The organism is Oceanobacillus senegalensis, from assembly GCF_900176885.1.
GTDB classification, from domain to species: domain Bacteria; phylum Bacillota; class Bacilli; order Bacillales; family Amphibacillaceae; genus Oceanobacillus; species Oceanobacillus senegalensis.
Genome location: NZ_LT839648.1, coordinates 2,070,502 through 2,095,541, shown reverse-complemented (window position 1 = coordinate 2,095,541; position 25,040 = coordinate 2,070,502). Strand labels below are relative to the sequence as shown.

Here is a 25,040-nt window from a genome sequence, read left to right as displayed (position 1 = left end):
ACTCTCTTTTAAACAAGCTGTAACCACAAATAGGGGACTACCATGTTACGATGAGTTTGTTAGTAATTAAGAGGAGGACTACATAATGAAAAGGTTAGTAGCTTTACTTGTAGGTTTCATAATTATTGGCATCACTGCAACAACTGTATCGGCAGCTGAACACGAAGTACAAAATGGAGATACTCTTTGGGATATAGCAATTAAATATGATACAACAGTAGAAGCATTAATGAATGATAATAAATTAGATTCCTCTTTGATTTTTCCAAAGCAGGTTTTGAAAATCACTGAAGATGAGAGAGAATTTCATATAGTGAAAAAAGGAGATACACTGAAGGAGATTAGTCAATCCTACGGCGAAGATGTTACAGTTACAAGCTTAATGGTTTGGAATGATCTTACTTCTGACTTAATTGTAACTGGGGAGAAACTGTTGGTAGAAGGAGAAGAAGTAAGTGGAAAGGAAGCAAAGCAAGTAGAGCAATTAATAGCGAGTTCTAATGTTGAAATAAAAGAAAAGAAACCATCATTAAAAGTAAAATCAAGCACAGAGGTAGTAGAATCGAAAAGCCACTCTAAACAACAGACATCAACAACAGAATCAAATGCACAAGAAAAAGTTAACGGAAAGACCCTCACGGTAGAAGCAACTGCATATACAGCCTATTGTGCTGGTTGTTCAGGCATCACAGCTACAGGTGTGAATTTAAAAGAAAATCCAAATGCAAAGGTAATTGCAGTTGACCCAAATGTTATACCGCTTGGTTCAAAAGTTTATGTAGAAGGCTATGGTGAGGCTATTGCAGCTGATACCGGTGGAGCCATTAATGGGAATAAAATTGATGTTCATGTTCCAACAAAGGATGAAGCATATAATTGGGGAAGAAGAACTGTAGAGGTTACCGTTATCGAATAAACGGAAATACAGTATGGAGTATCACACTCTACTTTATAAATGTAACTAAAAATTGGATTGTTTAGGATTTAGAAATTGGCCCTCAAATATCATGATTTAGTAAAAGCTAGAGTAAACGGACTCAGATGTGTTCCGGTTACTCTAGCTTTTTGGTTTTATTATAAAATTTATTGCAGGTTAAGGAGAGGTAATACCCCCACCTCAAAAATGGAGGAAACATTCCGTAGTCTCTCTAAGTGGCTTAACACAATTTTATTATCTTCCTTAGAAAATACCTTGCTATTCTTACGTCTATCTACATCTTTTTGTAAAAATTTTCTTCCCATTGAACAAAAGTTAAACGAATTTCATGCTATAGGATGGGAGGTAAAGGCTCCAAAGGTATCCATGTTTCTTTGGGCAATGATACCAAATCTTTTTTACATCTCTAAGATCTGAATGGCTACTTTTAGATAGTAATAATGCCATAATATAGATTAAATTTAAAACGATTTAATGCTTCAATGACAAGGGAATTTTCTGCCACATATCTAATTCAACATCAAGCCATATTAAAATTCTTAGAGAATGAATTGAATTCGCCCCCCTACATTTTTCCCCTTCACTGGATAAGAGCTTGATAGGCTTTTCCTCATAATAGAGTTTAGAACAGGCAAAATCATGTAAAATGATGGTCTCATATTTATTAGCAAATTGAACCGCTTTTGGAAAAAGGTCAATAGCAGCCAAGAAAGGGATAGGGTCTACTGGGAAATTCAAAATTATTCATTTTGTACTATGACGGACATCTTTAGGAATTACTTCTAAATCTAGTAGAAATCCATTTACCTCTTTTAATGGCATTATATAAGAAGTAGCTCCTGCTAAAGCAACTCCAATCTGGATAAGCGGTATAACCGGGATGGATGGGGAATAGTACGGTTCTTTTAATTTATTTATCGCCGGCAGTAATATCCCTACCTCAAAAATAGGGGGAATGAAAGTGAAAAGCAATGAATGAAGTTTCACTTAATATTTTTTTAGAAAAGTTGTTGACAATATTTAAATGACGTTATATTATATATTTTGTCGCTACAAAACAACGACAACTGAGTTAAAAAATAAAGCAAAAAAAATCTTAATAAAAGTTTTGACAGATTTGTTTTTGTGTGGTATATTTTATAACTGTTGACGACAAAATTATTAATTAAATTTCATTATTCCACAGTAGCTCAGTGGTAGAGCAATCGGCTGTTAACCGATCGGTCGTAGGTTCGAATCCTACCTGTGGAGCCAATTAGGAGAAGTACTCAAGTGGCTGAAGAGGCGCCCCTGCTAAGGGTGTAGGTCGTGTAAGCGGCGCGAGGGTTCAAATCCCTCCTTCTCCGCCATTTCATTGGCCCGTTGGTCAAGTGGTTAAGACACCGCCCTTTCACGGCGGTAACACGGGTTCGAATCCCGTACGGGTCACTACTACTTGGAGGATTAGCTCAGCTGGGAGAGCACCTGCCTTACAAGCAGGGGGTCACAGGTTCAAGTCCTGTATCCTCCACCATACAGAATGCCGGCCTAGCTCAATTGGTAGAGCAACTGACTTGTAATCAGTAGGTTGGGGGTTCAAGTCCTCTGGCCGGCATCACATATCGCGGGGTGGAGCAGTCTGGTAGCTCGTCGGGCTCATAACCCGAAGGTCGTAGGTTCAAATCCTGCCCCCGCAACCAAATAATACAACACACAGATAAAAATAATTGGTAAGTGGTCCGGTAGTTCAGTTGGTTAGAATGCCTGCCTGTCACGCAGGAGGTCGCGGGTTCGAGTCCCGTCCGGACCGCCATAGTTCTACGGAGGTATACCCAAGTCTGGCTGAAGGGGTCGGTCTTGAAAACCGAGAGGCGGGTCAAACCGCGCGGGGGTTCGAATCCCTCTACCTCCTCCATTTATCATAAACAGTTGTTCTTTTATAAAAATGTAGATAGTAGTTTTTTAGATAGGGGTATAGTTTAATGGTAAAACTACGGTCTCCAAAACCGTCGATGTGGGTTCGATTCCTACTACCCCTGCCATAATGATGATGGCGGTCGTGGCGAAGTGGTTAACGCATCGGATTGTGGCTCCGACACTCGTGGGTTCGATTCCCACCGGTCGCCCCATGAACGATGGGCTATAGCCAAGCGGTAAGGCATCGGGTTTTGATCCCGTGTATCCTAGGTTCGAATCCTAGTAGCCCAGCCAAATTAACGGGAAGTAGCTCAGCTTGGTAGAGCACATGGTTTGGGACCATGGGGTCGCAGGTTCAAATCCTGTCTTCCCGACCAGAAATGAAAACAATAAGGGGCCTTAGCTCAGCTGGGAGAGCGCCTGCTTTGCACGCAGGAGGTCAGCGGTTCGATCCCGCTAGGCTCCATCTAATATTATCCATGGCGGTGTAGCTCAGCTGGCGAGAGCGTACGGTTCATACCCGTGAGGTCGGGGGTTCGATCCCCTCCGCCGCTACCATATAACTTTATTTATACGGACCCTTAGCTCAGTTGGTTAGAGCTATCGGCTCATAACCGATCGGTCGCAGGTTCGAGTCCTGCAGGGTCCATTCTGATTTATGGTAAAATAATAGATTGATATAAATAATGATTTGTTGATTTACTTAATATATTATTATACTTATGCGGGTGTAGTTTAGTGGTAAAACCTCAGCCACGAGCGTTACTTCCACCGAATAAGCTACGAGTTGCCCCGAAGCACCAATCATCCCTGAATTAGCTAGAAGATGGAGGGGCATGTTGGTCGTAAGTTTTTTAAATATGAATAAATTATTACCACNGAAAGATTCTAGATAAATACAAACAATTTATTGAAGGAAAAGATTACAGTAAAACTGCTGAATCCATTACAGAAGAGTTTATGCAACAATTTGAGTTGTTTGAGAAAACGCTAGAAAGGGATATTCACATGTTTTTTGTCCATCCATTAGCAGCATTAAAGGAAACAATTGAAGAAACAAACGTACAAAGAGATGAACTGAAAGAAACACTAAGTAACATGAGGGAGAACCCTGAAGTATATCAAGACCCACTTACTCTATTTGAAGTAAAATTAAAACAATTGAAGAAAATGTATAAAGCTGATGAACAAATTTATGAATTTCATTGATATATGTACAGGGCAAAATGGCTAGCAATTGGTATAATTGCTAGTCATTTTTTCGTTAAATCAGCTAATGTTCTTATGTAAATTACTTAGATATTTCTTTTTCAAAACTGGTTAATTCCAATAATAACCAAGGCCTTCCTGACAATCTCAAAGCAAAATATCTATAGATTTAAAAGGACATATTCCCCCTTATATATTATATGCAGGGATAATAGAAATAGAACTTATTAATCTACTTTTATTTCATTTGTAATATTGTCCATGAATTTGTAATTCCTGTTACTCTCTTTTAAACAAGCTGTAACCACAAATAGGGGACTACCATGTTACGATGAGTTTGTTAGTAATTAAGAGGAGGACTACATAATGAAAAGGTTAGTAGCTTTACTTGTAGGTTTCATAATTATTGGCATCACTGCAACAACTGTATCGGCAGCTGAACACGAAGTACAAAATGGAGATACTCTTTGGGATATAGCAATTAAATATGATACAACAGTAGAAGCATTAATGAATGATAATAAATTAGATTCCTCTTTGATTTTTCCAAAGCAGGTTTTGAAAATCACTGAAGATGAGAGAGAATTTCATATAGTGAAAAAAGGAGATACACTGAAGGAGATTAGTCAATCCTACGGCGAAGATGTTACAGTTACAAGCTTAATGGTTTGGAATGATCTTACTTCTGACTTAATTGTAACTGGGGAGAAACTGTTGGTAGAAGGAGAAGAAGTAAGTGGAAAGGAAGCAAAGCAAGTAGAGCAATTAATAGCGAGTTCTAATGTTGAAATAAAAGAAAAGAAACCATCATTAAAAGTAAAATCAAGCACAGAGGTAGTAGAATCGAAAAGCCACTCTAAACAACAGACATCAACAACAGAATCAAATGCACAAGAAAAAGTTAACGGAAAGACCCTCACGGTAGAAGCAACTGCATATACAGCCTATTGTGCTGGTTGTTCAGGCATCACAGCTACAGGTGTGAATTTAAAAGAAAATCCAAATGCAAAGGTAATTGCAGTTGACCCAAATGTTATACCGCTTGGTTCAAAAGTTTATGTAGAAGGCTATGGTGAGGCTATTGCAGCTGATACCGGTGGAGCCATTAATGGGAATAAAATTGATGTTCATGTTCCAACAAAGGATGAAGCATATAATTGGGGAAGAAGAACTGTAGAGGTTACCGTTATCGAATAAACGGAAATACAGTATGGAGTATCACACTCTACTTTATAAATGTAACTAAAAATTGGATTGTTTAGGATTTAGAAATTGGCCCTCAAATATCATGATTTAGTAAAAGCTAGAGTAAACGGACTCAGATGTGTTCCGGTTACTCTAGCTTTTTGGTTTTATTATAAAATTTATTGCAGGTTAAGGAGAGGTAATACCCCCACCTCAAAAATGGAGGAAACATTCCGTAGTCTCTCTAAGTGGCTTAACACAATTTTATTATCTTCCTTAGAAAATACCTTGCTATTCTTACGTCTATCTACATCTTTTTGTAAAAATTTTCTTCCCATTGAACAAAAGTTAAACGAATTTCATGCTATAGGATGGGAGGTAAAGGCTCCAAAGGTATCCATGTTTCTTTGGGCAATGATACCAAATCTTTTTTACATCTCTAAGATCTGAATGGCTACTTTTAGATAGTAATAATGCCATAATATAGATTAAATTTAAAACGATTTAATGCTTCAATGACAAGGGAATTTTCTGCCACATATCTAATTCAACATCAAGCCATATTAAAATTCTTAGAGAATGAATTGAATTCGCCCCCCTACATTTTTCCCCTTCACTGGATAAGAGCTTGATAGGCTTTTCCTCATAATAGAGTTTAGAACAGGCAAAATCATGTAAAATGATGGTCTCATATTTATTAGCAAATTGAACCGCTTTTGGAAAAAGGTCAATAGCAGCCAAGAAAGGGATAGGGTCTACTGGGAAATTCAAAATTATTCATTTTGTACTATGACGGACATCTTTAGGAATTACTTCTAAATCTAGTAGAAATCCATTTACCTCTTTTAATGGCATTATATAAGAAGTAGCTCCTGCTAAAGCAACTCCAATCTGGATAAGCGGTATAACCGGGATGGATGGGGAATAGTACGGTTCTTTTAATTTATTTATCGCCGGCAGTAATATCCCTACCTCAAAAATAGGGGGAATGAAAGTGAAAAGCAATGAATGAAGTTTCACTTAATATTTTTTTAGAAAAGTTGTTGACAATATTTAAATGACGTTATATTATATATTTTGTCGCTACAAAACAACGACAACTGAGTTAAAAAATAAAGCAAAAAAAATCTTAATAAAAGTTTTGACAGATTTGTTTTTGTGTGGTATATTTTATAACTGTTGACGACAAAATTATTAATTAAATTTCATTATTCCACAGTAGCTCAGTGGTAGAGCAATCGGCTGTTAACCGATCGGTCGTAGGTTCGAATCCTACCTGTGGAGCCAATTAGGAGAAGTACTCAAGTGGCTGAAGAGGCGCCCCTGCTAAGGGTGTAGGTCGTGTAAGCGGCGCGAGGGTTCAAATCCCTCCTTCTCCGCCATTCTATTGGCCCGTTGGTCAAGTGGTTAAGACACCGCCCTTTCACGGCGGTAACACGGGTTCGAATCCCGTACGGGTCATCACAAATGTTAATAAAAAAGTTGGGTCCGGTAGTTCAGTTGGTTAGAATGCCTGCCTGTCACGCAGGAGGTCGCGGGTTCGAGTCCCGTCCGGACCGTCAGTTGTTGGGCCATAGCCAAGCGGTAAGGCATCGGGTTTTGATCCCGTGTACCCTAGGTTCGAATCCTAGTGGCCCAGCCTTTTTTATTCTCAAAAAACACATTAACTATTAACGTAGTAATAATATGAGCCATTAGCTCAGTCGGCAGAGCATCTGACTTTTAATCAGAGGGTCGAAGGTTCGAATCCTTCATGGCTCACTTTTTCCATTTATGCGGTCGTGGCGGAATGGCAGACGCGCTAGGTTGAGGGCCTAGTGGGAGTTAATCCCGTGGAGGTTCAAGTCCTCTCGACCGCACTTTGATTCATATAACAAACCAGAAGAAATATAGTGTTTTTTAAGCGCCCGTAGCTCAATTGGATAGAGCGTCTGACTACGGATCAGAAGGTTAGGGGTTCGACTCCTCTCGGGCGCGCCATTTATAAAAACGGGAAGTAGCTCAGCTTGGTAGAGCACATGGTTTGGGACCATGGGGTCGCAGGTTCAAATCCTGTCTTCCCGACCATTGATAGATTAATGGATTGATATGTTGTTCATGAAATTATCGATGACAGAATCGATTAATACTATGCGGGTGTAGTTTAGTGGTAAAACCTCAGCCTTCCAAGCTGATGTCGAGGGTTCGATTCCCTTCACCCGCTCCATTATAAATGTGGGCCTGTAGCTCAGCTGGTTAGAGCGCACGCCTGATAAGCGTGAGGTCGGTGGTTCGAGTCCACTCAGGCCCATCCACTCAATAAAGTGGGTTTTGTTAAAATAACCTTGACAGGTGTCGCTTAATGCGATATATTGTCAATTGTATCGTTGTGAAAACACGAACAATTTGCTCTTTGAAAACTGAACAAAACAACCAGTATGTTAAGATATTAAAAGGAACTCGTTTTTCTTTTAACTATAGCTAAGACATAGAATTAATTGGTGTTAATTCTATACAAACTTTTTTGGAGAGTTTGATCTTGGCTCAGGACGAACGCTGGCGGCGTGCCTAATACATGCAAGTCGAGCGCGGGAAGCTAACTGATCCCCTTCGGGGGTGACGTTAGTGGAACGAGCGGCGGACGGGTGAGTAACACGTGGGCAACCTGCCTGTAAGATTGGGATAACTTGCGGAAACGTGAGCTAATACCGGATAATACTTTTCATCGCATGATGGAGAGTTTGAAAGACGGCTTCGGCTGTCACTTACAGATGGGCCCGCGGCGCATTAGTTAGTTGGTGAGGTAAAGGCTCACCAAGGCGACGATGCGTAGCCGACCTGAGAGGGTGATCGGCCACACTGGGACTGAGACACGGCCCAGACTCCTACGGGAGGCAGCAGTAGGGAATCTTCCGCAATGGACGAAAGTCTGACGGAGCAACGCCGCGTGAGTGAAGAAGGTTTTCGGATCGTAAAACTCTGTTGTTAGGGAAGAACAAGTATGATAGTAACTGATCATACCTTGACGGTACCTAACCAGAAAGCCACGGCTAACTACGTGCCAGCAGCCGCGGTAATACGTAGGTGGCAAGCGTTGTCCGGATTTATTGGGCGTAAAGCGCTCGCAGGCGGTCTTTTAAGTCTGATGTGAAATCTTGCGGCTTAACCGTGAGCGGTCATTGGAAACTGGAGGACTTGAGTACAGAAGAGGAGAGTGGAATTCCACGTGTAGCGGTGAAATGCGTAGAGATGTGGAGGAACACCAGTGGCGAAGGCGACTCTCTGGTCTGTAACTGACGCTGAGGAGCGAAAGCGTGGGTAGCGAACAGGATTAGATACCCTGGTAGTCCACGCCGTAAACGATGAGTGCTAGGTGTTAGAGGGTTTCCGCCCTTTAGTGCTGAAGTTAACGCATTAAGCACTCCGCCTGGGGAGTACGGCCGCAAGGCTGAAACTCAAAAGAATTGACGGGGACCCGCACAAGCGGTGGAGCATGTGGTTTAATTCGAAGCAACGCGAAGAACCTTACCAGGTCTTGACATCCTCTGACACTCCTAGAGATAGGATTTTCCCTTCGGGGACAGAGTGACAGGTGGTGCATGGTTGTCGTCAGCTCGTGTCGTGAGATGTTGGGTTAAGTCCCGCAACGAGCGCAACCCTTGATCTTAGTTGCCAGCATTCAGTTGGGCACTCTAAGGTGACTGCCGGTGACAAACCGGAGGAAGGTGGGGATGACGTCAAATCATCATGCCCCTTATGACCTGGGCTACACACGTGCTACAATGGATGGTACAAAGGGAAGCGAAACCGTGAGGTCAAGCAAATCCCATAAAACCATTCTCAGTTCGGATTGTAGGCTGCAACTCGCCTACATGAAGCCGGAATCGCTAGTAATCGCGGATCAGCATGCCGCGGTGAATACGTTCCCGGGTCTTGTACACACCGCCCGTCACACCACGAGAGTTGGTAACACCCGAAGTCGGTGAGGTAACCTTTTGGAGCCAGCCGCCGAAGGTGGGACCAATGATTGGGGTGAAGTCGTAACAAGGTAGCCGTATCGGAAGGTGCGGCTGGATCACCTCCTTTCTAAGGATTATTACGGAACATCCTATTTAGGATGAAACATACTGAGTTGTTTGGTTCAGTTTTGAGAGAGTGAATCTCTTAATTTTTGTACCTTGAAAACTAAATAAGAGTAATCAACGACATCAAAAATAAAAGGATGCAGCGACTGATTATGGGAGCTGAATCTAGATTAAAACGTAAAGCAAGGCTATTAATTTAGTACGCTTATTCATTGTAAACTTAGTTAAGTGAATAAGGGCGCACGGTGGATGCCTTGGCACTAGGAGCTGATGAAGGACGGGACTAACACCGATATGCTTCGGGGAGCTGTAAGTAAGCTTTGATCCGGAGATTTCCGAATGGGGAAACCCACTGTTCGTAATGGAACAGGACTTGTGTCTGAATACATAGGGCACAAGAGGCATACCTGGGGAACTGAAACATCTCAGTACCCAGAGGAAGAGAAAGCAAATGCGATTTCCCAAGTAGCGGCGAGCGAAACGGAAACAGCCCAAACCAGAGAGCTTGCTCTCTGGGGTTGTAGGACACTCCACATGGAGTTACAAAGGAATTCTTTAGACGAATCCATCTGGAAAGATGAGCCAAAGAGGGTAACAGCCCTGTAGTCAAAAGAGAATTCTCTCCGGAGTGTATCCTGAGTACGGCGGAACACGTGGAATTCCGTCGGAATCCGGGAGGACCATCTCCCAAGGCTAAATACTCCCTAGTGACCGATAGTGAACCAGTACCGTGAGGGAAAGGTGAAAAGTACCCCGGAAGGGGAGTGAAAGAGTACCTGAAACCGTGTGCCTACAAGTAGTCGAAGCGCATTTACGCGTGACGGCGTACCTTTTGTAGAATGGACCGGCGAGTTACGATCGTATGCAAGGTTAAGTGGAAGACACGAAGCCGCAGCGAAAGCGAGTCTAAACAGGGCGAATGAGTATGCGGTCGTAGACCCGAAACCGTGTGATCTACCCATGTCCAGGGTGAAGGTCAGGTAACACTGACAGGAGGCCCGAACCCACGTATGTTGAAAAATGCGGGGATGAGGTGTGGGTAGGGGTGAAATGCCAATCGAACACGGAGATAGCTGGTTCTCTCCGAAATAGCTTTAGGGCTAGCCTCAAAGATAAGAGTACTGGAGGTAGAGCACTGATTGGACTAGGGGCCCTCATCGGGTTACCGAATTCAGTCAAACTCCGAATGCCAGCTACTTAGACTTGGGAGTCAGACTATGGGTGATAAGGTTCATAGTCGAAAGGGAAACAGCCCAGACCACCAGCTAAGGTCCCAAAGTATACGTTAAGTGGAAAAGGATGTGGAGTTGCTTAGACAACCAGGATGTTGGCTTAGAAGCAGCCATCATTTAAAGAGTGCGTAATAGCTCACTGGTCGAGTGACTCTGCGCCGAAAATGTACCGGGGCTAAACGTATCACCGAAGCTGTGGATTGTCTTTTAGACAATGGTAGGAGAGCGTTCTAAGTGCTGTGAAGTCAGACCGTGAGGACTGGTGGAGCGCTTAGAAGTGAGAATGCCGGTATGAGTAGCGAAAAAAGAGTGAGAATCTCTTTCACCGAATGCCTAAGGTTTCCTGAGGAAGGCTCGTCCTCTCAGGGTTAGTCGGGACCTAAGCCGAGGCCGAAAGGCGTAGGCGATGGACAACAGGCAGATATTCCTGTACCACCTCGTGATCGTTATGAGTGATGGGGGGACGCAGTAGGATAAGGAATGCGCACCGATGGACGTGTGCGCCCAAGCAGTGAGAAAGTCAGATAGGCAAATCCGTCTGGCCATTTCAAGCTGTGATGGGGAGGCAACTATAGCCGAAGTTCCGGATTTCACACTGCCGAGAAAAGCCTCTAGCCAGATCACAGGTGCCCGTACCGCAAACCGACACAGGTAGGCGAGGAGAGAATCCTAAGGTGAGCGGGAGAACTCTCGTTAAGGAACTCGGCAAAATGACCCCGTAACTTAGGGAGAAGGGGTGCTCTATAGAGATAGAGCCGCAGTGAATAGGCCCAAGCGACTGTTTAGCAAAAACACAGGTCTCTGCGAAGCCGAAAGGCGAAGTATAGGGGCTGACACCTGCCCGGTGCTGGAAGGTTAAGGGGAAGAGTTAGGACCTTTGGTCCGAAGCTTAGAACCGAAGCCCCAGTAAACGGCGGCCGTAACTATAACGGTCCTAAGGTAGCGAAATTCCTTGTCGGGTAAGTTCCGACCCGCACGAAAGGTGCAACGACTTGGGCACTGTCTCAACGAGAGACCCGGTGAAATTATACTATGCGTGAAGATGCGCATTACCCGCGACAGGACGGAAAGACCCCGTGGAGCTTTACTGTAGCCTGATATTGAATGTCTGTGCAGCTTGTACAGGATAGGTGGGAGCCTCAGAAGCGTGAGCGCCAGCTTACGTGGAGGCATCCGTGGGATACCACCCTGGCTGTATGGACCTTCTAACCCAGGACCGTGATCCGGTTCGGAGACAGTGTCAGGCGGGCAGTTTGACTGGGGCGGTCGCCTCCCAAAAGGTAACGGAGGCGCCCAAAGGTTCCCTCAGAATGGTTGGAAATCATTCGCAGAGTGTAAAGGCAGAAGGGAGCTTGACTGCGAGACCTACAAGTCGAGCAGGGACGAAAGTCGGGCTTAGTGATCCGGTGGTTCCGCATGGAAGGGCCATCGCTCAACGGATAAAAGCTACCCCGGGGATAACAGGCTTATCTCCCCCAAGAGTTCACATCGACGGGGAGGTTTGGCACCTCGATGTCGGCTCATCGCATCCTGGGGCTGTAGTCGGTCCCAAGGGTTGGGCTGTTCGCCCATTAAAGCGGTACGCGAGCTGGGTTCAGAACGTCGTGAGACAGTTCGGTCCCTATCCGTCGTGGGCGCCGGAAGTTTGAGAGGAGCTGTCCTTAGTACGAGAGGACCGGGATGGACATACCGCTGGTGTACCAGTTGTTCCGCCAGGAGCATAGCTGGGTAGCTACGTATGGTAAGGATAAGTGCTGAAAGCATCTAAGCATGAAGCCCCCCTCAAGATGAGACTTCCCATCACTTCTAAGTGAGTAAGATCCCTCAGGGACTATGAGGTAGATAGGTTCGAGGTGGAAGCGTGGTGACACGTGGAGCTGACGAATACTAATCGATCGAGGACTTAACTAACTTCTTAAAGGATGTCAGTGATTACCTCTTATTTAGTTTTTAGGGTATAAAAAACCCTTGCACTTTTTGTCAAAAATGCATATAATATAACTTGTTCTTATGAATAAGTATTATCTGGTAGCGATGGCGGAGAGGTCACACCTGTTCCCATGCCGAACACAGTAGTTAAGCTCTCCAGCGCCGATGGTAGTTGGGGTTAACCCCTGCGAGAGTAGGACGCCGCCAGGTTTCATCCGGAGGATTAGCTCAGTTGGGAGAGCACCTGCCTTACAAGCAGGGGGTCACAGGTTCAAGTCCTGTATCCTCCACCATATATAATCCGGTCTAACTCAATTGGTAGAGCAAGCCGTTTATTTCATCAAAACCTACTATGTGCAGGCTTGTGAGAAGTGCAACTTAACCGAATGAACTTACAACACGACGAGCATAAAAAAAGTAGTGCACCATCTAATAATATTATCTAAAACATAATACGCCGGCCTAGCTCAATTGGTAGAGCAACTGACTTGTAATCAGTAGGTTGGGGGTTCAAGTCCTCTGGCCGGCACCATTTCTATAAAATATATGAGCCATTAGCTCAGTCGGCAGAGCATCTGACTTTTAATCAGAGGGTCGAAGGTTCGAATCCTTCATGGCTCACCATTTATGCGGGTGTGGCGGAATTGGCAGACGCGCTAGACTTAGGATCTAGTATCTTCGGATGTGGGGGTTCGACTCCCTTCACCCGCACCATTATAATATACTATAAAAACATTGTCATGCGGAAGTAGTTCAGTGGTAGAACACCACCTTGCCAAGGTGGGGGTCGCGGGTTCGAATCCCGTCTTCCGCTCCAGACTATGTGCCGGGGTGGCGGAACTGGCAGACGCACAGGACTTAAAATCCTGCGGTAGGTAACTACCGTACCGGTTCGATTCCGGTCCTCGGCACCATAAGCGCCCGTAGCTCAATTGGATAGAGCGTCTGACTACGGATCAGAAGGTTAGGGGTTCGACTCCTCTCGGGCGCGCCATTATCGGGAAGTAGCTCAGCTTGGTAGAGCACATGGTTTGGGACCATGGGGTCGCAGGTTCAAATCCTGTCTTCCCGACCATTATAGATGAATGATGGGGCCTTAGCTCAGCTGGGAGAGCGCCTGCTTTGCACGCAGGAGGTCAGCGGTTCGATCCCGCTAGGCTCCACCAGGATATCGATTGACAGAAGTTAATTAGTATGTTAAATTAATAAAGTCGCTGTTACAAAGCGAACCAAATTTGCTCTTTGAAAACTGAACAAAACAACCAGTATGTTAAGATATTAAAAGGAACTCGTTTTTCTTTTAACTATAGCTAAGACATAGAATTAATTGGTGTTAATTCTATACAAACTTTTTTGGAGAGTTTGATCTTGGCTCAGGACGAACGCTGGCGGCGTGCCTAATACATGCAAGTCGAGCGCGGGAAGCTAACTGATCCCCTTCGGGGGTGACGTTAGTGGAACGAGCGGCGGACGGGTGAGTAACACGTGGGCAACCTGCCTGTAAGATTGGGATAACTTGCGGAAACGTGAGCTAATACCGGATAATACTTTTCATCGCATGATGGAGAGTTTGAAAGACGGCTTCGGCTGTCACTTACAGATGGGCCCGCGGCGCATTAGTTAGTTGGTGAGGTAAAGGCTCACCAAGGCGACGATGCGTAGCCGACCTGAGAGGGTGATCGGCCACACTGGGACTGAGACACGGCCCAGACTCCTACGGGAGGCAGCAGTAGGGAATCTTCCGCAATGGACGAAAGTCTGACGGAGCAACGCCGCGTGAGTGAAGAAGGTTTTCGGATCGTAAAACTCTGTTGTTAGGGAAGAACAAGTATGATAGTAACTGATCATACCTTGACGGTACCTAACCAGAAAGCCACGGCTAACTACGTGCCAGCAGCCGCGGTAATACGTAGGTGGCAAGCGTTGTCCGGATTTATTGGGCGTAAAGCGCTCGCAGGCGGTCTTTTAAGTCTGATGTGAAATCTTGCGGCTTAACCGTGAGCGGTCATTGGAAACTGGAGGACTTGAGTACAGAAGAGGAGAGTGGAATTCCACGTGTAGCGGTGAAATGCGTAGAGATGTGGAGGAACACCAGTGGCGAAGGCGACTCTCTGGTCTGTAACTGACGCTGAGGAGCGAAAGCGTGGGTAGCGAACAGGATTAGATACCCTGGTAGTCCACGCCGTAAACGATGAGTGCTAGGTGTTAGAGGGTTTCCGCCCTTTAGTGCTGAAGTTAACGCATTAAGCACTCCGCCTGGGGAGTACGGCCGCAAGGCTGAAACTCAAAAGAATTGACGGGGACCCGCACAAGCGGTGGAGCATGTGGTTTAATTCGAAGCAACGCGAAGAACCTTACCAGGTCTTGACATCCTCTGACACTCCTAGAGATAGGATTTTCCCTTCGGGGACAGAGTGACAGGTGGTGCATGGTTGTCGTCAGCTCGTGTCGTGAGATGTTGGGTTAAGTCCCGCAACGAGCGCAACCCTTGATCTTAGTTGCCAGCATTCAGTTGGGCACTCTAAGGTGACTGCCGGTGACAAACCGGAGGAAGGTGGGGATGACGTCAAATCATCATGCCCCTTATGACCTGGGCTACACACGTGCTACAATGGATGGTACAAAGGGAAGCGAAACCGTGAGGTCAAGCAAATCCCATAAAACCATTCTCAGTTCGGATTGTAGGCTGCAACTCGCCTACATGAAGCCGGAATCGCTAGTAATCGCGGATCAGCATGCCGCGGTGAATACGTTCCCGGGTCTTGTACACACCGCCCGTCACACCACGAGAGTTGGTAACACCCGAAGTCGGTGAGGTAACCTCTTGGAGCCAGCCGCCGAAGGTGGGACCAATGATTGGGGTGAAGTCGTAACAAGGTAGCCGTATCGGAAGGTGCGGCTGGATCACCTCCTTTCTAAGGAAGATAAAAGGCGTAAGCGACTGTTCAGCGGTGACAGCATAAGCAAGGGACCGTAAAGCACCTGGTCTTTGGTGCTTGGAGTGTCAATTGCTTATGACGCGAACCGCTAGGAGCTGAAGCTAGATTATTACGGAATATCTAAATATTTATTTGGATAAAGCATACTGAGTTGTTTGGTTCAGTTTTGAGAGAGTGAATCTCTCAATTTTTGTACCTTGAAAACTAAATAAGAGTAATCAACGACATCAAAAATAAAAGGATGCAGCGACTGATTATGGTAGCTGAATCTAGATTAAAACGTAAAGCAAGGCTATTAATTTAGCACGCTTATTCATTGTAAACTTAGTTAAGTGAATAAGGGCGCACGGTGGATGCCTTGGCACTAGGAGCTGAAGAAGGACGGGACTAACACCGATATGCTTCGGGGAGCTGTAAGTAAGCTTTGATCCGGAGATTTCCGAATGGGGAAACCCACTGTTCGTAATGGAACAGGACTTGTGTCTGAATACATAGGGCACAAGAGGCATACCTGGGGAACTGAAACATCTCAGTACCCAGAGGAAGAGAAAGCAAATGCGATTTCCCAAGTAGCGGCGAGCGAAACGGAAACAGCCCAAACCAGAGAGCTTGCTCTCTGGGGTTGTAGGACACTCCACATGGAGTTACAAAGGAATTCTTTAGACGAATCCATCTGGAAAGATGAGCCAAAGAGGGTAACAGCCCTGTAGTCAAAAGAGAATTCTCTCCGGAGTGTATCCTGAGTACGGCGGAACACGTGGAATTCCGTCGGAATCCGGGAGGACCATCTCCCAAGGCTAAATACTCCCTAGTGACCGATAGTGAACCAGTACCGTGAGGGAAAGGTGAAAAGTACCCCGGAAGGGGAGTGAAAGAGTACCTGAAACCGTGTGCCTACAAGTAGTCGAAGCGCATTTACGCGTGACGGCGTACCTTTTGTAGAATGGACCGGCGAGTTACGATCGTATGCAAGGTTAAGTGGAAGACACGAAGCCGCAGCGAAAGCGAGTCTAAACAGGGCGAATGAGTATGCGGTCGTAGACCCGAAACCGTGTGATCTACCCATGTCCAGGGTGAAGGTCAGGTAACACTGACAGGAGGCCCGAACCCACGTATGTTGAAAAATGCGGGGATGAGGTGTGGGTAGGGGTGAAATGCCAATCGAACACGGAGATAGCTGGTTCTCTCCGAAATAGCTTTAGGGCTAGCCTCAAAGATTTGAGTACTGGAGGTAGAGCACTGATTGGACTAGGGGCCCTCATCGGGTTACCGAATTCAGTCAAACTCCGAATGCCAGCTACTTAGACTTGGGAGTCAGACTATGGGTGATAAGGTTCATAGTCGAAAGGGAAACAGCCCAGACCACCAGCTAAGGTCCCAAAGTATACGTTAAGTGGAAAAGGATGTGGAGTTGCTTAGACAACCAGGATGTTGGCTTAGAAGCAGCCATCATTTAAAGAGTGCGTAATAGCTCACTGGTCGAGTGACTCTGCGCCGAAAATGTACCGGGGCTAAACGTATCACCGAAGCTGTGGATTGTCTTTTAGACAATGGTAGGAGAGCGTTCTAAGTGCTGTGAAGTCAGACCGTGAGGACTGGTGGAGCGCTTAGAAGTGAGAATGCCGGTATGAGTAGCGAAAAAAGAGTGAGAATCTCTTTCACCGAATGCCTAAGGTTTCCTGAGGAAGGCTCGTCCTCTCAGGGTTAGTCGGGACCTAAGCCGAGGCCGAAAGGCGTAGGCGATGGACAACAGGCAGATATTCCTGTACCACCTCGTGATCGTTATGAGTGATGGGGGGACGCAGTAGGATAAGGAATGCGCACCGATGGACGTGTGCGCCCAAGCAGTGAGAAAGTCAGATAGGCAAATCCGTCTGGCCATTTCAAGCTGTGATGGGGAGGCAACTATAGCCGAAGTTCCGGATTTCACACTGCCGAGAAAAGCCTCTAGCCAGATCACAGGTGCCCGTACCGCAAACCGACACAGGTAGGCGAGGAGAGAATCCTAAGGTGAGCGGGAGAACTCTCGTTAAGGAACTCGGCAAAATGACCCCGTAACTTAGGGAGAAGGGGTGCTCTATAGAGATAGAGCCGCAGTGAATAGGCCCAAGCGACTGTTTAGCAAAAACACAGGTCTCTGCGAAGCCGAAAGGCGAAGTATAGGGGCTGACACCTGCCCGGTGCTGGAAGGTTAAGGGGAAGAGTTAGGACCTTTGGTCCGAAGCTTAGAACCGAAGCCCCAGTAAACGGCGGCCGTAACTATAACGGTCCTAAGGTAGCGAAATTCCTTGTCGGGTAAGTTCCGACCCGCACGAAAGGTGCAACGACTTGGGCACTGTCTCAACGAGAGACCCGGTGAAATTATACTATGCGTGAAGATGCGCATTACCCGCGACAGGACGGAAAGACCCCGTGGAGCTTTACTGTAGCCTGATATTGAATGTCTGTGCAGCTTGTACAGGATAGGTGGGAGCCTCAGAAGCGTGAGCGCCAGCTTACGTGGAGGCATCCGTGGGATACCACCCTGGCTGTATGGACCTTCTAACCCAGGACCGTGATCCGGTTCGGAGACAGTGTCAGGCGGGCAGTTTGACTGGGGCGGTCGCCTCCCAAAAGGTAACGGAGGCGCCCAAAGGTTCCCTCAGAATGGTTGGAAATCATTCGCAGAGTGTAAAGGCAGAAGGGAGCTTGACTGCGAGACCTACAAGTCGAGCAGGGACGAAAGTCGGGCTTAGTGATCCGGTGGTTCCGCATGGAAGGGCCATCGCTCAACGGATAAAAGCTACCCCGGGGATAACAGGCTTATCTCCCCCAAGAGTTCACATCGACGGGGAGGTTTGGCACCTCGATGTCGGCTCATCGCATCCTGGGGCTGTAGTCGGTCCCAAGGGTTGGGCTGTTCGCCCATTAAAGCGGTACGCGAGCTGGGTTCAGAACGTCGTGAGACAGTTCGGTCCCTATCCGTCGTGGGCGCCGGAAGTTTGAGAGGAGCTGTCCTTAGTACGAGAGGACCGGGATGGACATACCGCTGGTGTACCAGTTGTTCCGCCAGGAGCATAGCTGGGTAGCTACGTATGGTAAGGATAAGTGCTGAAAGCATCTAAGCATGAAGCCCCCCTCAAGATGAGACTTCCCATCACTTCTAAGTGAGTAAGATCCCTCAGGGACTATGAGGTAGATAGGTTCGAGGTGGAAGCGTGGTGACACGTGGAGCTGACGAATACTAATCGATCGAGGACTTAACTAACTTCTTAAAGGATGTCAGTGATTACCTCTTATTTAGTTTTTAGGGTATAAAAAACCCTTGCACTTTTTGTCAAAAATGCATATAATATAACTTGTTCTTATGAATAAGTATTATCTGGTAGCGATGGCGGAGAGGTCACACCTGTTCCCATGCCGAACACAGTAGTTAAGCTCTCCAGCGCCGATGGTAGTTGGGGTTAACCCCTGCGAGAGTAGGACGCCGCCAGGTTTCATCCGGAGGATTAGCTCAGTTGGGAGAGCACCTGCCTTACAAGCAGGGGGTCACAGGTTCAAGTCCTGTATCCTCCACCATATATAATCCGGTCTAACTCAATTGGTAGAGCAAGCCGTTTATTTCATCAAAACCTACTATGTGCAGGCTTGTGAGAAGTGCAACTTAACCGAATGAACTTACAACACGACGAGCATAAAAAAAGTAGTGCACCATCTAATAATATTATCTAAAACATAATACGCCGGCCTAGCTCAATTGGTAGAGCAACTGACTTGTAATCAGTAGGTTGGGGGTTCAAGTCCTCTGGCCGGCACCATTTCTATAAAATATATGAGCCATTAGCTCAGTCGGCAGAGCATCTGACTTTTAATCAGAGGGTCGAAGGTTCGAATCCTTCATGGCTCACCATTTATGCGGGTGTGGCGGAATTGGCAGACGCGCTAGACTTAGGATCTAGTATCTTCGGATGTGGGGGTTCGACTCCCTTCACCCGCACCATTATAATATACTATAAAAACATTGTCATGCGGAAGTAGTTCAGTGGTAGAACACCACCTTGCCAAGGTGGGGGTCGCGGGTTCGAATCCCGTCTTCCGCTCCAGACTATGTGCCGGGGTGGCGGAACTGGCAGACGCACAGGACTTAAAATCCTGCGGTAGGTAACTACCGTACCGGTTCGATTCCGGTCCTCGGCACCATAAGCGCCCGTAGCTCAATTGGATAGAGCGTCTGACTACGGATCAGAAGGTTAGGGGTTCGACTCCTCTCGGGCGCGCCATTATCGGGAAGTAGCTCAGCTTGGTAGAGCACATGGTTTGGGACCATGGGGTCGCAGGTTCAAATCCTGTCTTCCCGACCATTATAGATGAATGATGGGGCCTTAGCTCAGCTGGGAGAGCGCCTGCTTTGCACGCAGGAGGTCAGCGGTTCGATCCCGCTAGGCTCCACCAGGATATCGATTGACAGAAGTTAATTAGTATGTTAAATTAATAAAGTCGCTGTTACAAAGCGAACCAAATTTGCTCTTTGAAAACTGAACAAAACAACCAGTATGTTAAGATATTAAAAGGAACTCGTTTTTCTTTTAACTATAGCTAAGACATAGAATTAATTGGTGTTAATTCTATACAAACTTTTTTGGAGAGTTTGATCTTGGCTCAGGACGAACGCTGGCGGCGTGCCTAATACATGCAAGTCGAGCGCGGGAAGCTAACTGATCCCCTTCGGGGGTGACGTTAGTGGAACGAGCGGCGGACGGGTGAGTAACACGTGGGCAACCTGCCTGTAAGATTGGGATAACTTGCGGAAACGTGAGCTAATACCGGATAATACTTTTCATCGCATGATGGAGAGTTTGAAAGACGGCTTCGGCTGTCACTTACAGATGGGCCCGCGGCGCATTAGTTAGTTGGTGAGGTAAAGGCTCACCAAGGCGACGATGCGTAGCCGACCTGAGAGGGTGATCGGCCACACTGGGACTGAGACACGGCCCAGACTCCTACGGGAGGCAGCAGTAGGGAATCTTCCGCAATGGACGAAAGTCTGACGGAGCAACGCCGCGTGAGTGAAGAAGGTTTTCGGATCGTAAAACTCTGTTGTTAGGGAAGAACAAGTATGATAGTAACTGATCATACCTTGACGGTACCTAACCAGAAAGCCACGGCTAACTACGTGCCAGCAGCCGCGGTAATACGTAGGTGGCAAGCGTTGTCCGGATTTATTGGGCGTAAAGCGCTCGCAGGCGGTCTTTTAAGTCTGATGTGAAATCTTGCGGCTTAACCGTGAGCGGTCATTGGAAACTGGAGGACTTGAGTACAGAAGAGGAGAGTGGAATTCCACGTGTAGCGGTGAAATGCGTAGAGATGTGGAGGAACACCAGTGGCGAAGGCGACTCTCTGGTCTGTAACTGACGCTGAGGAGCGAAAGCGTGGGTAGCGAACAGGATTAGATACCCTGGTAGTCCACGCCGTAAACGATGAGTGCTAGGTGTTAGAGGGTTTCCGCCCTTTAGTGCTGAAGTTAACGCATTAAGCACTCCGCCTGGGGAGTACGGCCGCAAGGCTGAAACTCAAAAGAATTGACGGGGACCCGCACAAGCGGTGGAGCATGTGGTTTAATTCGAAGCAACGCGAAGAACCTTACCAGGTCTTGACATCCTCTGACACTCCTAGAGATAGGATTTTCCCTTCGGGGACAGAGTGACAGGTGGTGCATGGTTGTCGTCAGCTCGTGTCGTGAGATGTTGGGTTAAGTCCCGCAACGAGCGCAACCCTTGATCTTAGTTGCCAGCATTCAGTTGGGCACTCTAAGGTGACTGCCGGTGACAAACCGGAGGAAGGTGGGGATGACGTCAAATCATCATGCCCCTTATGACCTGGGCTACACACGTGCTACAATGGATGGTACAAAGGGAAGCGAAACCGTGAGGTCAAGCAAATCCCATAAAACCATTCTCAGTTCGGATTGTAGGCTGCAACTCGCCTACATGAAGCCGGAATCGCTAGTAATCGCGGATCAGCATGCCGCGGTGAATACGTTCCCGGGTCTTGTACACACCGCCCGTCACACCACGAGAGTTGGTAACACCCGAAGTCGGTGAGGTAACCTTTTGGAGCCAGCCGCCGAAGGTGGGACCAATGATTGGGGTGAAGTCGTAACAAGGTAGCCGTATCGGAAGGTGCGGCTGGATCACCTCCTTTCTAAGGAAGATAAAAGGCGTAAGCGACTGTTCAGCGGTGACCGCATAAGCAAGGGACCGTAAAGCACCTGGTCTTTGGTGCTTGGAGTGTCAATTGCTTATGACGCGAACCGCTAGGAGCTGAAGCTAGATTATTACGGAATATCTAAATATTTATTTGGATAAAACATACTGAGTTGTTTGGTTCAGTTTTGAGAGAGTAAATCTCTTTCAATTTTTGTACCTTGAAAACTAAATAAGAGTAATCAAGACATCAAATTAAAGCGATACAACGCTTATTCATTGTTAATTAGTTAAGTGGATAAGGGCGCACGGTGGATGCCTTGGCACTAGGAGCTGATGAAGGACGGGACTAACACCGATATGCTTCGGGGAGCTGTAAGTAAGCTTTGATCCGGAGATTTCCGAATGGGGAAACCCACTGTTCGTAATGGAACAGGACTTGTGTCTGAATACATAGGGCACAAGAGGCATACCTGGGGAACTGAAACATCTCAGTACCCAGAGGAAGAGAAAGCAAATGCGATTTCCCAAGTAGCGGCGAGCGAAACGGAAACAGCCCAAACCAGAGAGCTTGCTCTCTGGGGTTGTAGGACACTCCACATGGAGTTACAAAGGAATTCTTTAGACGAATCCATCTGGAAAGATGAGCCAAAGAGGGTAACAGCCCTGTAGTCAAAAGAGAATTCTCTCCGGAGTGTATCCTGAGTACGGCGGAACACGTGGAATTCCGTCGGAATCCGGGAGGACCATCTCCCAAGGCTAAATACTCCCTAGTGACCGATAGTGAACCAGTACCGTGAGGGAAAGGTGAAAAGTACCCCGGAAGGGGAGTGAAAGAGTACCTGAAACCGTGTGCCTACAAGTAGTCGAAGCGCATTTACGCGTGACGGCGTACCTTTTGTAGAATGGACCGGCGAGTTACGATCGTATGCAAGGTTAAGTGGAAGACACGAAGCCGCAGCGAAAGCGAGTCTAAACAGGGCGAATGAGTATGCGGTCGTAGACCCGAAACCGTGTGATCTACCCATGTCCAGGGTGAAGGTCAGGTAACACTGACAGGAGGCCCGAACCCACGTATGTTGAAAAATGCGGGGATGAGGTGTGGGTAGGGGTGAAATGCCAATCGAACACGGAGATAGCTGGTTCTCTCCGAAATAGCTTTAGGGCTAGCCTCAAAGATTTGAGTACTGGAGGTAGAGCACTGATTGGACTAGGGGCCCTCATCGGGTTACCGAATTCAGTCAAACTCCGAATGCCAGCTACTTAGACTTGGGAGTCAGACTATGGGTGATAAGGTTCATAGTCGAAAGGGAAACAGCCCAGACCACCAGCTAAGGTCCCAAAGTATACGTTAAGTGGAAAAGGATGTGGAGTTGCTTAGACAACCAGGATGTTGGCTTAGAAGCAGCCATCATTTAAAGAGTGCGTAATAGCTCACTGGTCGAGTGACTCTGCGCCGAAAATGTACCGGGGCTAAACGTATCACCGAAGCTGTGGATTGTCTTTTAGACAATGGTAGGAGAGCGTTCTAAGTGCTGTGAAGTCAGACCGTGAGGACTGGTGGAGCGCTTAGAAGTGAGAATGCCGGTATGAGTAGCGAAAAAAGAGTGAGAATCTCTTTCACCGAATGCCTAAGGTTTCCTGAGGAAGGCTCGTCCTCTCAGGGTTAGTCGGGACCTAAGCCGAGGCCGAAAGGCGTAGGCGATGGACAACAGGCAGATATTCCTGTACCACCTCGTGATCGTTATGAGTGATGGGGGGACGCAGTAGGATAAGGAATGCGCACCGATGGACGTGTGCGCCCAAGCAGTGAGAAAGTCAGATAGGCAAATCCGTCTGGCCATTTCAAGCTGTGATGGGGAGGCAACTATAGCCGAAGTTCCGGATTTCACACTGCCGAGAAAAGCCTCTAGCCAGATCACAGGTGCCCGTACCGCAAACCGACACAGGTAGGCGAGGAGAGAATCCTAAGGTGAGCGGGAGAACTCTCGTTAAGGAACTCGGCAAAATGACCCCGTAACTTAGGGAGAAGGGGTGCTCTATAGAGATAGAGCCGCAGTGAATAGGCCCAAGCGACTGTTTAGCAAAAACACAGGTCTCTGCGAAGCCGAAAGGCGAAGTATAGGGGCTGACACCTGCCCGGTGCTGGAAGGTTAAGGGGAAGAGTTAGGACCTTTGGTCCGAAGCTTAGAACCGAAGCCCCAGTAAACGGCGGCCGTAACTATAACGGTCCTAAGGTAGCGAAATTCCTTGTCGGGTAAGTTCCGACCCGCACGAAAGGTGCAACGACTTGGGCACTGTCTCAACGAGAGACCCGGTGAAATTATACTATGCGTGAAGATGCGCATTACCCGCGACAGGACGGAAAGACCCCGTGGAGCTTTACTGTAGCCTGATATTGAATGTCTGTGCAGCTTGTACAGGATAGGTGGGAGCCTCAGAAGCGTGAGCGCCAGCTTACGTGGAGGCATCCGTGGGATACCACCCTGGCTGTATGGACCTTCTAACCCAGGACCGTGATCCGGTTCGGAGACAGTGTCAGGCGGGCAGTTTGACTGGGGCGGTCGCCTCCCAAAAGGTAACGGAGGCGCCCAAAGGTTCCCTCAGAATGGTTGGAAATCATTCGCAGAGTGTAAAGGCAGAAGGGAGCTTGACTGCGAGACCTACAAGTCGAGCAGGGACGAAAGTCGGGCTTAGTGATCCGGTGGTTCCGCATGGAAGGGCCATCGCTCAACGGATAAAAGCTACCCCGGGGATAACAGGCTTATCTCCCCCAAGAGTTCACATCGACGGGGAGGTTTGGCACCTCGATGTCGGCTCATCGCATCCTGGGGCTGTAGTCGGTCCCAAGGGTTGGGCTGTTCGCCCATTAAAGCGGTACGCGAGCTGGGTTCAGAACGTCGTGAGACAGTTCGGTCCCTATCCGTCGTGGGCGCCGGAAGTTTGAGAGGAGCTGTCCTTAGTACGAGAGGACCGGGATGGACATACCGCTGGTGTACCAGTTGTTCCGCCAGGAGCATAGCTGGGTAGCTACGTATGGTAAGGATAAGTGCTGAAAGCATCTAAGCATGAAGCCCCCCTCAAGATGAGACTTCCCATCACTTCTAAGTGAGTAAGATCCCTCAGGGACTATGAGGTAGATAGGTTCGAGGTGAAAGCGTGGTGACACGTGGAGCTGACGAATACTAATCGATCGAGGACTTAACTAACTTCTTAATGGATGTCAGTGATTAACTCTTATTTAGTTTTCAAGGTACAAACCTTAAATTAAATACATAGGTCTAGTGATAATGGCGGAGAGGCCACACCTGTTCCCATGCCGAACACAGTAGTTAAGCTCTCCAGCGCCGATGGTAGTTGGGGTTAACCCCTGCGAGAGTAGGACGTTGCTAGGCAATTTTGAAAGACATGATACAAAATATTGTATTATGTCTTTTTTTGTATATTACTTATTGCCTTTTTTGTCA

5 protein-coding genes, 44 tRNA genes and 9 rRNA genes are annotated in these 25,040 nt (G+C 47.1%); 56 read left to right on the top strand and 2 right to left on the bottom strand.

Annotation, left to right across the window (positions count from 1 at the left end; translation table 11 throughout):
• Positions 1–85 precede the first annotated feature (85 nt).
• The gene (locus tag CAO17_RS10190; RefSeq protein WP_085992657.1) at positions 86–916 is read left to right on the top strand and encodes a LysM peptidoglycan-binding domain-containing protein; all 831 of its coding nucleotides are present in this window, start codon (positions 86–88) and stop codon (positions 914–916) included.
• A gap of 765 nt (positions 917–1,681) precedes the next feature.
• On the opposite strand, the gene CAO17_RS10175 is transcribed toward CAO17_RS10190, so the two are convergent.
• The gene (locus CAO17_RS10175; RefSeq protein ID WP_179151929.1) at positions 1,682–1,924 is read right to left on the bottom strand and encodes a hypothetical protein; all 243 of its coding nucleotides are present in this window, start codon (positions 1,922–1,924) and stop codon (positions 1,682–1,684) included.
• A gap of 192 nt (positions 1,925–2,116) precedes the next feature.
• On the opposite strand from CAO17_RS10175, the gene CAO17_RS10170 reads away from it, so the two are divergent.
• The 17 genes from CAO17_RS10170 (at position 2,117) to CAO17_RS10090 (ending at position 5,239) form a co-directional block, all read left to right on the top strand.
• Positions 2,117–2,191: transfer RNA gene (locus CAO17_RS10170), tRNA-Asn, on the top strand.
• Positions 2,192–2,195: 4 nt separating this feature from the next.
• Positions 2,196–2,286 (top strand) — tRNA-Ser (locus CAO17_RS10165).
• A gap of 7 nt (positions 2,287–2,293) precedes the next feature.
• A tRNA-Glu gene (locus CAO17_RS10160) sits at positions 2,294–2,365 on the top strand.
• 9 nt (positions 2,366–2,374) lie between these two features.
• Positions 2,375–2,450: transfer RNA gene (locus CAO17_RS10155), tRNA-Val, on the top strand.
• Between the two features lie 8 nt (positions 2,451–2,458).
• Positions 2,459–2,531: transfer RNA gene (locus CAO17_RS10150), tRNA-Thr, on the top strand.
• An 8-nt stretch (positions 2,532–2,539) separates the two neighbouring features.
• Positions 2,540–2,616 (top strand) — tRNA-Met (locus tag CAO17_RS10145).
• A 36-nt stretch (positions 2,617–2,652) separates the two neighbouring features.
• Positions 2,653–2,729: transfer RNA gene (locus CAO17_RS10140), tRNA-Asp, on the top strand.
• Between the two features lie 9 nt (positions 2,730–2,738).
• Positions 2,739–2,831: transfer RNA gene (locus CAO17_RS10135), tRNA-Ser, on the top strand.
• A 53-nt stretch (positions 2,832–2,884) separates the two neighbouring features.
• A tRNA-Trp gene (locus CAO17_RS10130) sits at positions 2,885–2,958 on the top strand.
• Between the two features lie 11 nt (positions 2,959–2,969).
• A tRNA-His gene (locus CAO17_RS10125) sits at positions 2,970–3,045 on the top strand.
• 7 nt (positions 3,046–3,052) lie between these two features.
• Positions 3,053–3,127: transfer RNA gene (locus CAO17_RS10120), tRNA-Gln, on the top strand.
• Between the two features lie 6 nt (positions 3,128–3,133).
• Positions 3,134–3,210: transfer RNA gene (locus CAO17_RS10115), tRNA-Pro, on the top strand.
• 16 nt (positions 3,211–3,226) lie between these two features.
• A tRNA-Ala gene (locus CAO17_RS10110) sits at positions 3,227–3,299 on the top strand.
• A gap of 15 nt (positions 3,300–3,314) precedes the next feature.
• A tRNA-Met gene (locus CAO17_RS10105) sits at positions 3,315–3,391 on the top strand.
• Between the two features lie 17 nt (positions 3,392–3,408).
• A tRNA-Ile gene (locus tag CAO17_RS10100) sits at positions 3,409–3,482 on the top strand.
• A gap of 311 nt (positions 3,483–3,793) precedes the next feature.
• Positions 3,794–4,042, top strand: coding sequence for a hypothetical protein (locus CAO17_RS10095; protein ID WP_085992658.1), 249 nt, complete (start codon positions 3,794–3,796; stop codon positions 4,040–4,042).
• A gap of 366 nt (positions 4,043–4,408) precedes the next feature.
• Positions 4,409–5,239 carry a LysM peptidoglycan-binding domain-containing protein gene (locus CAO17_RS10090; RefSeq protein WP_085992657.1) on the top strand — a complete coding sequence of 277 codons (831 nt, stop codon included), beginning with the start codon at positions 4,409–4,411 and terminating at the stop codon, positions 5,237–5,239.
• A gap of 765 nt (positions 5,240–6,004) precedes the next feature.
• Here CAO17_RS10090 and CAO17_RS10075 read toward each other — a convergent pair.
• Positions 6,005–6,247: a hypothetical protein gene (locus CAO17_RS10075; RefSeq protein WP_179151929.1), complete on the bottom strand. Its 243-nt coding sequence runs from the start codon at positions 6,245–6,247 to the stop codon at positions 6,005–6,007.
• A gap of 192 nt (positions 6,248–6,439) precedes the next feature.
• On the opposite strand from CAO17_RS10075, the gene CAO17_RS10070 reads away from it, so the two are divergent.
• From CAO17_RS10070 to rrf (CAO17_RS09885), 38 genes are all read left to right on the top strand, one after another.
• Positions 6,440–6,514 (top strand) — tRNA-Asn (locus tag CAO17_RS10070).
• Between the two features lie 4 nt (positions 6,515–6,518).
• Positions 6,519–6,609 (top strand) — tRNA-Ser (locus CAO17_RS10065).
• Between the two features lie 7 nt (positions 6,610–6,616).
• Positions 6,617–6,688, top strand: a tRNA-Glu gene (locus CAO17_RS10060).
• A gap of 24 nt (positions 6,689–6,712) precedes the next feature.
• Positions 6,713–6,786, top strand: a tRNA-Asp gene (locus tag CAO17_RS10055).
• An 8-nt stretch (positions 6,787–6,794) separates the two neighbouring features.
• Positions 6,795–6,866, top strand: a tRNA-Gln gene (locus tag CAO17_RS10050).
• Between the two features lie 49 nt (positions 6,867–6,915).
• Positions 6,916–6,988, top strand: a tRNA-Lys gene (locus CAO17_RS10045).
• Positions 6,989–7,002: 14 nt separating this feature from the next.
• Positions 7,003–7,086: transfer RNA gene (locus CAO17_RS10040), tRNA-Leu, on the top strand.
• Positions 7,087–7,130: 44 nt separating this feature from the next.
• A tRNA-Arg gene (locus CAO17_RS10035) sits at positions 7,131–7,207 on the top strand.
• A gap of 10 nt (positions 7,208–7,217) precedes the next feature.
• Positions 7,218–7,294, top strand: a tRNA-Pro gene (locus tag CAO17_RS10030).
• Between the two features lie 65 nt (positions 7,295–7,359).
• Positions 7,360–7,433, top strand: a tRNA-Gly gene (locus tag CAO17_RS10025).
• 10 nt (positions 7,434–7,443) lie between these two features.
• Positions 7,444–7,517, top strand: a tRNA-Ile gene (locus CAO17_RS10020).
• A gap of 210 nt (positions 7,518–7,727) precedes the next feature.
• Positions 7,728–9,292, top strand: a 16S ribosomal RNA gene (locus CAO17_RS10015).
• 221 nt (positions 9,293–9,513) lie between these two features.
• Positions 9,514–12,434 (top strand): 23S ribosomal RNA (locus tag CAO17_RS10010).
• A gap of 113 nt (positions 12,435–12,547) precedes the next feature.
• Positions 12,548–12,662, top strand: a 5S ribosomal RNA gene (gene rrf / locus CAO17_RS10005).
• A 7-nt stretch (positions 12,663–12,669) separates the two neighbouring features.
• Positions 12,670–12,745 (top strand) — tRNA-Val (locus tag CAO17_RS10000).
• A 163-nt stretch (positions 12,746–12,908) separates the two neighbouring features.
• Positions 12,909–12,984, top strand: a tRNA-Thr gene (locus CAO17_RS09995).
• 16 nt (positions 12,985–13,000) lie between these two features.
• Positions 13,001–13,076, top strand: a tRNA-Lys gene (locus CAO17_RS09990).
• 5 nt (positions 13,077–13,081) lie between these two features.
• A tRNA-Leu gene (locus tag CAO17_RS09985) sits at positions 13,082–13,166 on the top strand.
• A gap of 28 nt (positions 13,167–13,194) precedes the next feature.
• Positions 13,195–13,269, top strand: a tRNA-Gly gene (locus tag CAO17_RS09980).
• 8 nt (positions 13,270–13,277) lie between these two features.
• A tRNA-Leu gene (locus CAO17_RS09975) sits at positions 13,278–13,366 on the top strand.
• Between the two features lie 3 nt (positions 13,367–13,369).
• Positions 13,370–13,446 (top strand) — tRNA-Arg (locus tag CAO17_RS09970).
• 4 nt (positions 13,447–13,450) lie between these two features.
• Positions 13,451–13,527, top strand: a tRNA-Pro gene (locus CAO17_RS09965).
• Positions 13,528–13,542: 15 nt separating this feature from the next.
• Positions 13,543–13,618 (top strand) — tRNA-Ala (locus CAO17_RS09960).
• A gap of 184 nt (positions 13,619–13,802) precedes the next feature.
• A 16S ribosomal RNA gene (locus CAO17_RS09955) occupies positions 13,803–15,367 on the top strand.
• Positions 15,368–15,717: 350 nt separating this feature from the next.
• Positions 15,718–18,638 (top strand): 23S ribosomal RNA (locus CAO17_RS09950).
• Between the two features lie 113 nt (positions 18,639–18,751).
• A 5S ribosomal RNA gene (rrf, locus tag CAO17_RS09945) occupies positions 18,752–18,866 on the top strand.
• A gap of 7 nt (positions 18,867–18,873) precedes the next feature.
• A tRNA-Val gene (locus tag CAO17_RS09940) sits at positions 18,874–18,949 on the top strand.
• A 163-nt stretch (positions 18,950–19,112) separates the two neighbouring features.
• Positions 19,113–19,188 (top strand) — tRNA-Thr (locus CAO17_RS09935).
• Positions 19,189–19,204: 16 nt separating this feature from the next.
• Positions 19,205–19,280, top strand: a tRNA-Lys gene (locus CAO17_RS09930).
• Between the two features lie 5 nt (positions 19,281–19,285).
• Positions 19,286–19,370 (top strand) — tRNA-Leu (locus CAO17_RS09925).
• 28 nt (positions 19,371–19,398) lie between these two features.
• A tRNA-Gly gene (locus tag CAO17_RS09920) sits at positions 19,399–19,473 on the top strand.
• 8 nt (positions 19,474–19,481) lie between these two features.
• Positions 19,482–19,570 (top strand) — tRNA-Leu (locus CAO17_RS09915).
• A 3-nt stretch (positions 19,571–19,573) separates the two neighbouring features.
• Positions 19,574–19,650: transfer RNA gene (locus CAO17_RS09910), tRNA-Arg, on the top strand.
• A gap of 4 nt (positions 19,651–19,654) precedes the next feature.
• Positions 19,655–19,731 (top strand) — tRNA-Pro (locus tag CAO17_RS09905).
• 15 nt (positions 19,732–19,746) lie between these two features.
• A tRNA-Ala gene (locus CAO17_RS09900) sits at positions 19,747–19,822 on the top strand.
• 184 nt (positions 19,823–20,006) lie between these two features.
• Positions 20,007–21,571 (top strand): 16S ribosomal RNA (locus tag CAO17_RS09895).
• 290 nt (positions 21,572–21,861) lie between these two features.
• Positions 21,862–24,782, top strand: a 23S ribosomal RNA gene (locus CAO17_RS09890).
• Between the two features lie 71 nt (positions 24,783–24,853).
• A 5S ribosomal RNA gene (gene rrf, locus CAO17_RS09885) occupies positions 24,854–24,968 on the top strand.
• Together the 16S, 23S and 5S rRNA genes with 29 tRNA genes alongside form the textbook arrangement of a ribosomal RNA operon.
• Positions 24,969–25,040: the final 72 nt, after the last annotated feature.

What these genes read in the sequence shown, in the direction of transcription:
- CAO17_RS10190 (WP_085992657.1), top strand. Translation starts at nt 86, where the DNA reads ATGAAAAGGTTAGTAGCTTTACTTGTAGGTTTCATAATTATTGGCATC.
- CAO17_RS10095 (WP_085992658.1), top strand. Translation starts at nt 3,794, where the DNA reads ATGCAACAATTTGAGTTGTTTGAGAAAACGCTAGAAAGGGATATTCAC.
- CAO17_RS10090 (WP_085992657.1), top strand. Translation starts at nt 4,409, where the DNA reads ATGAAAAGGTTAGTAGCTTTACTTGTAGGTTTCATAATTATTGGCATC.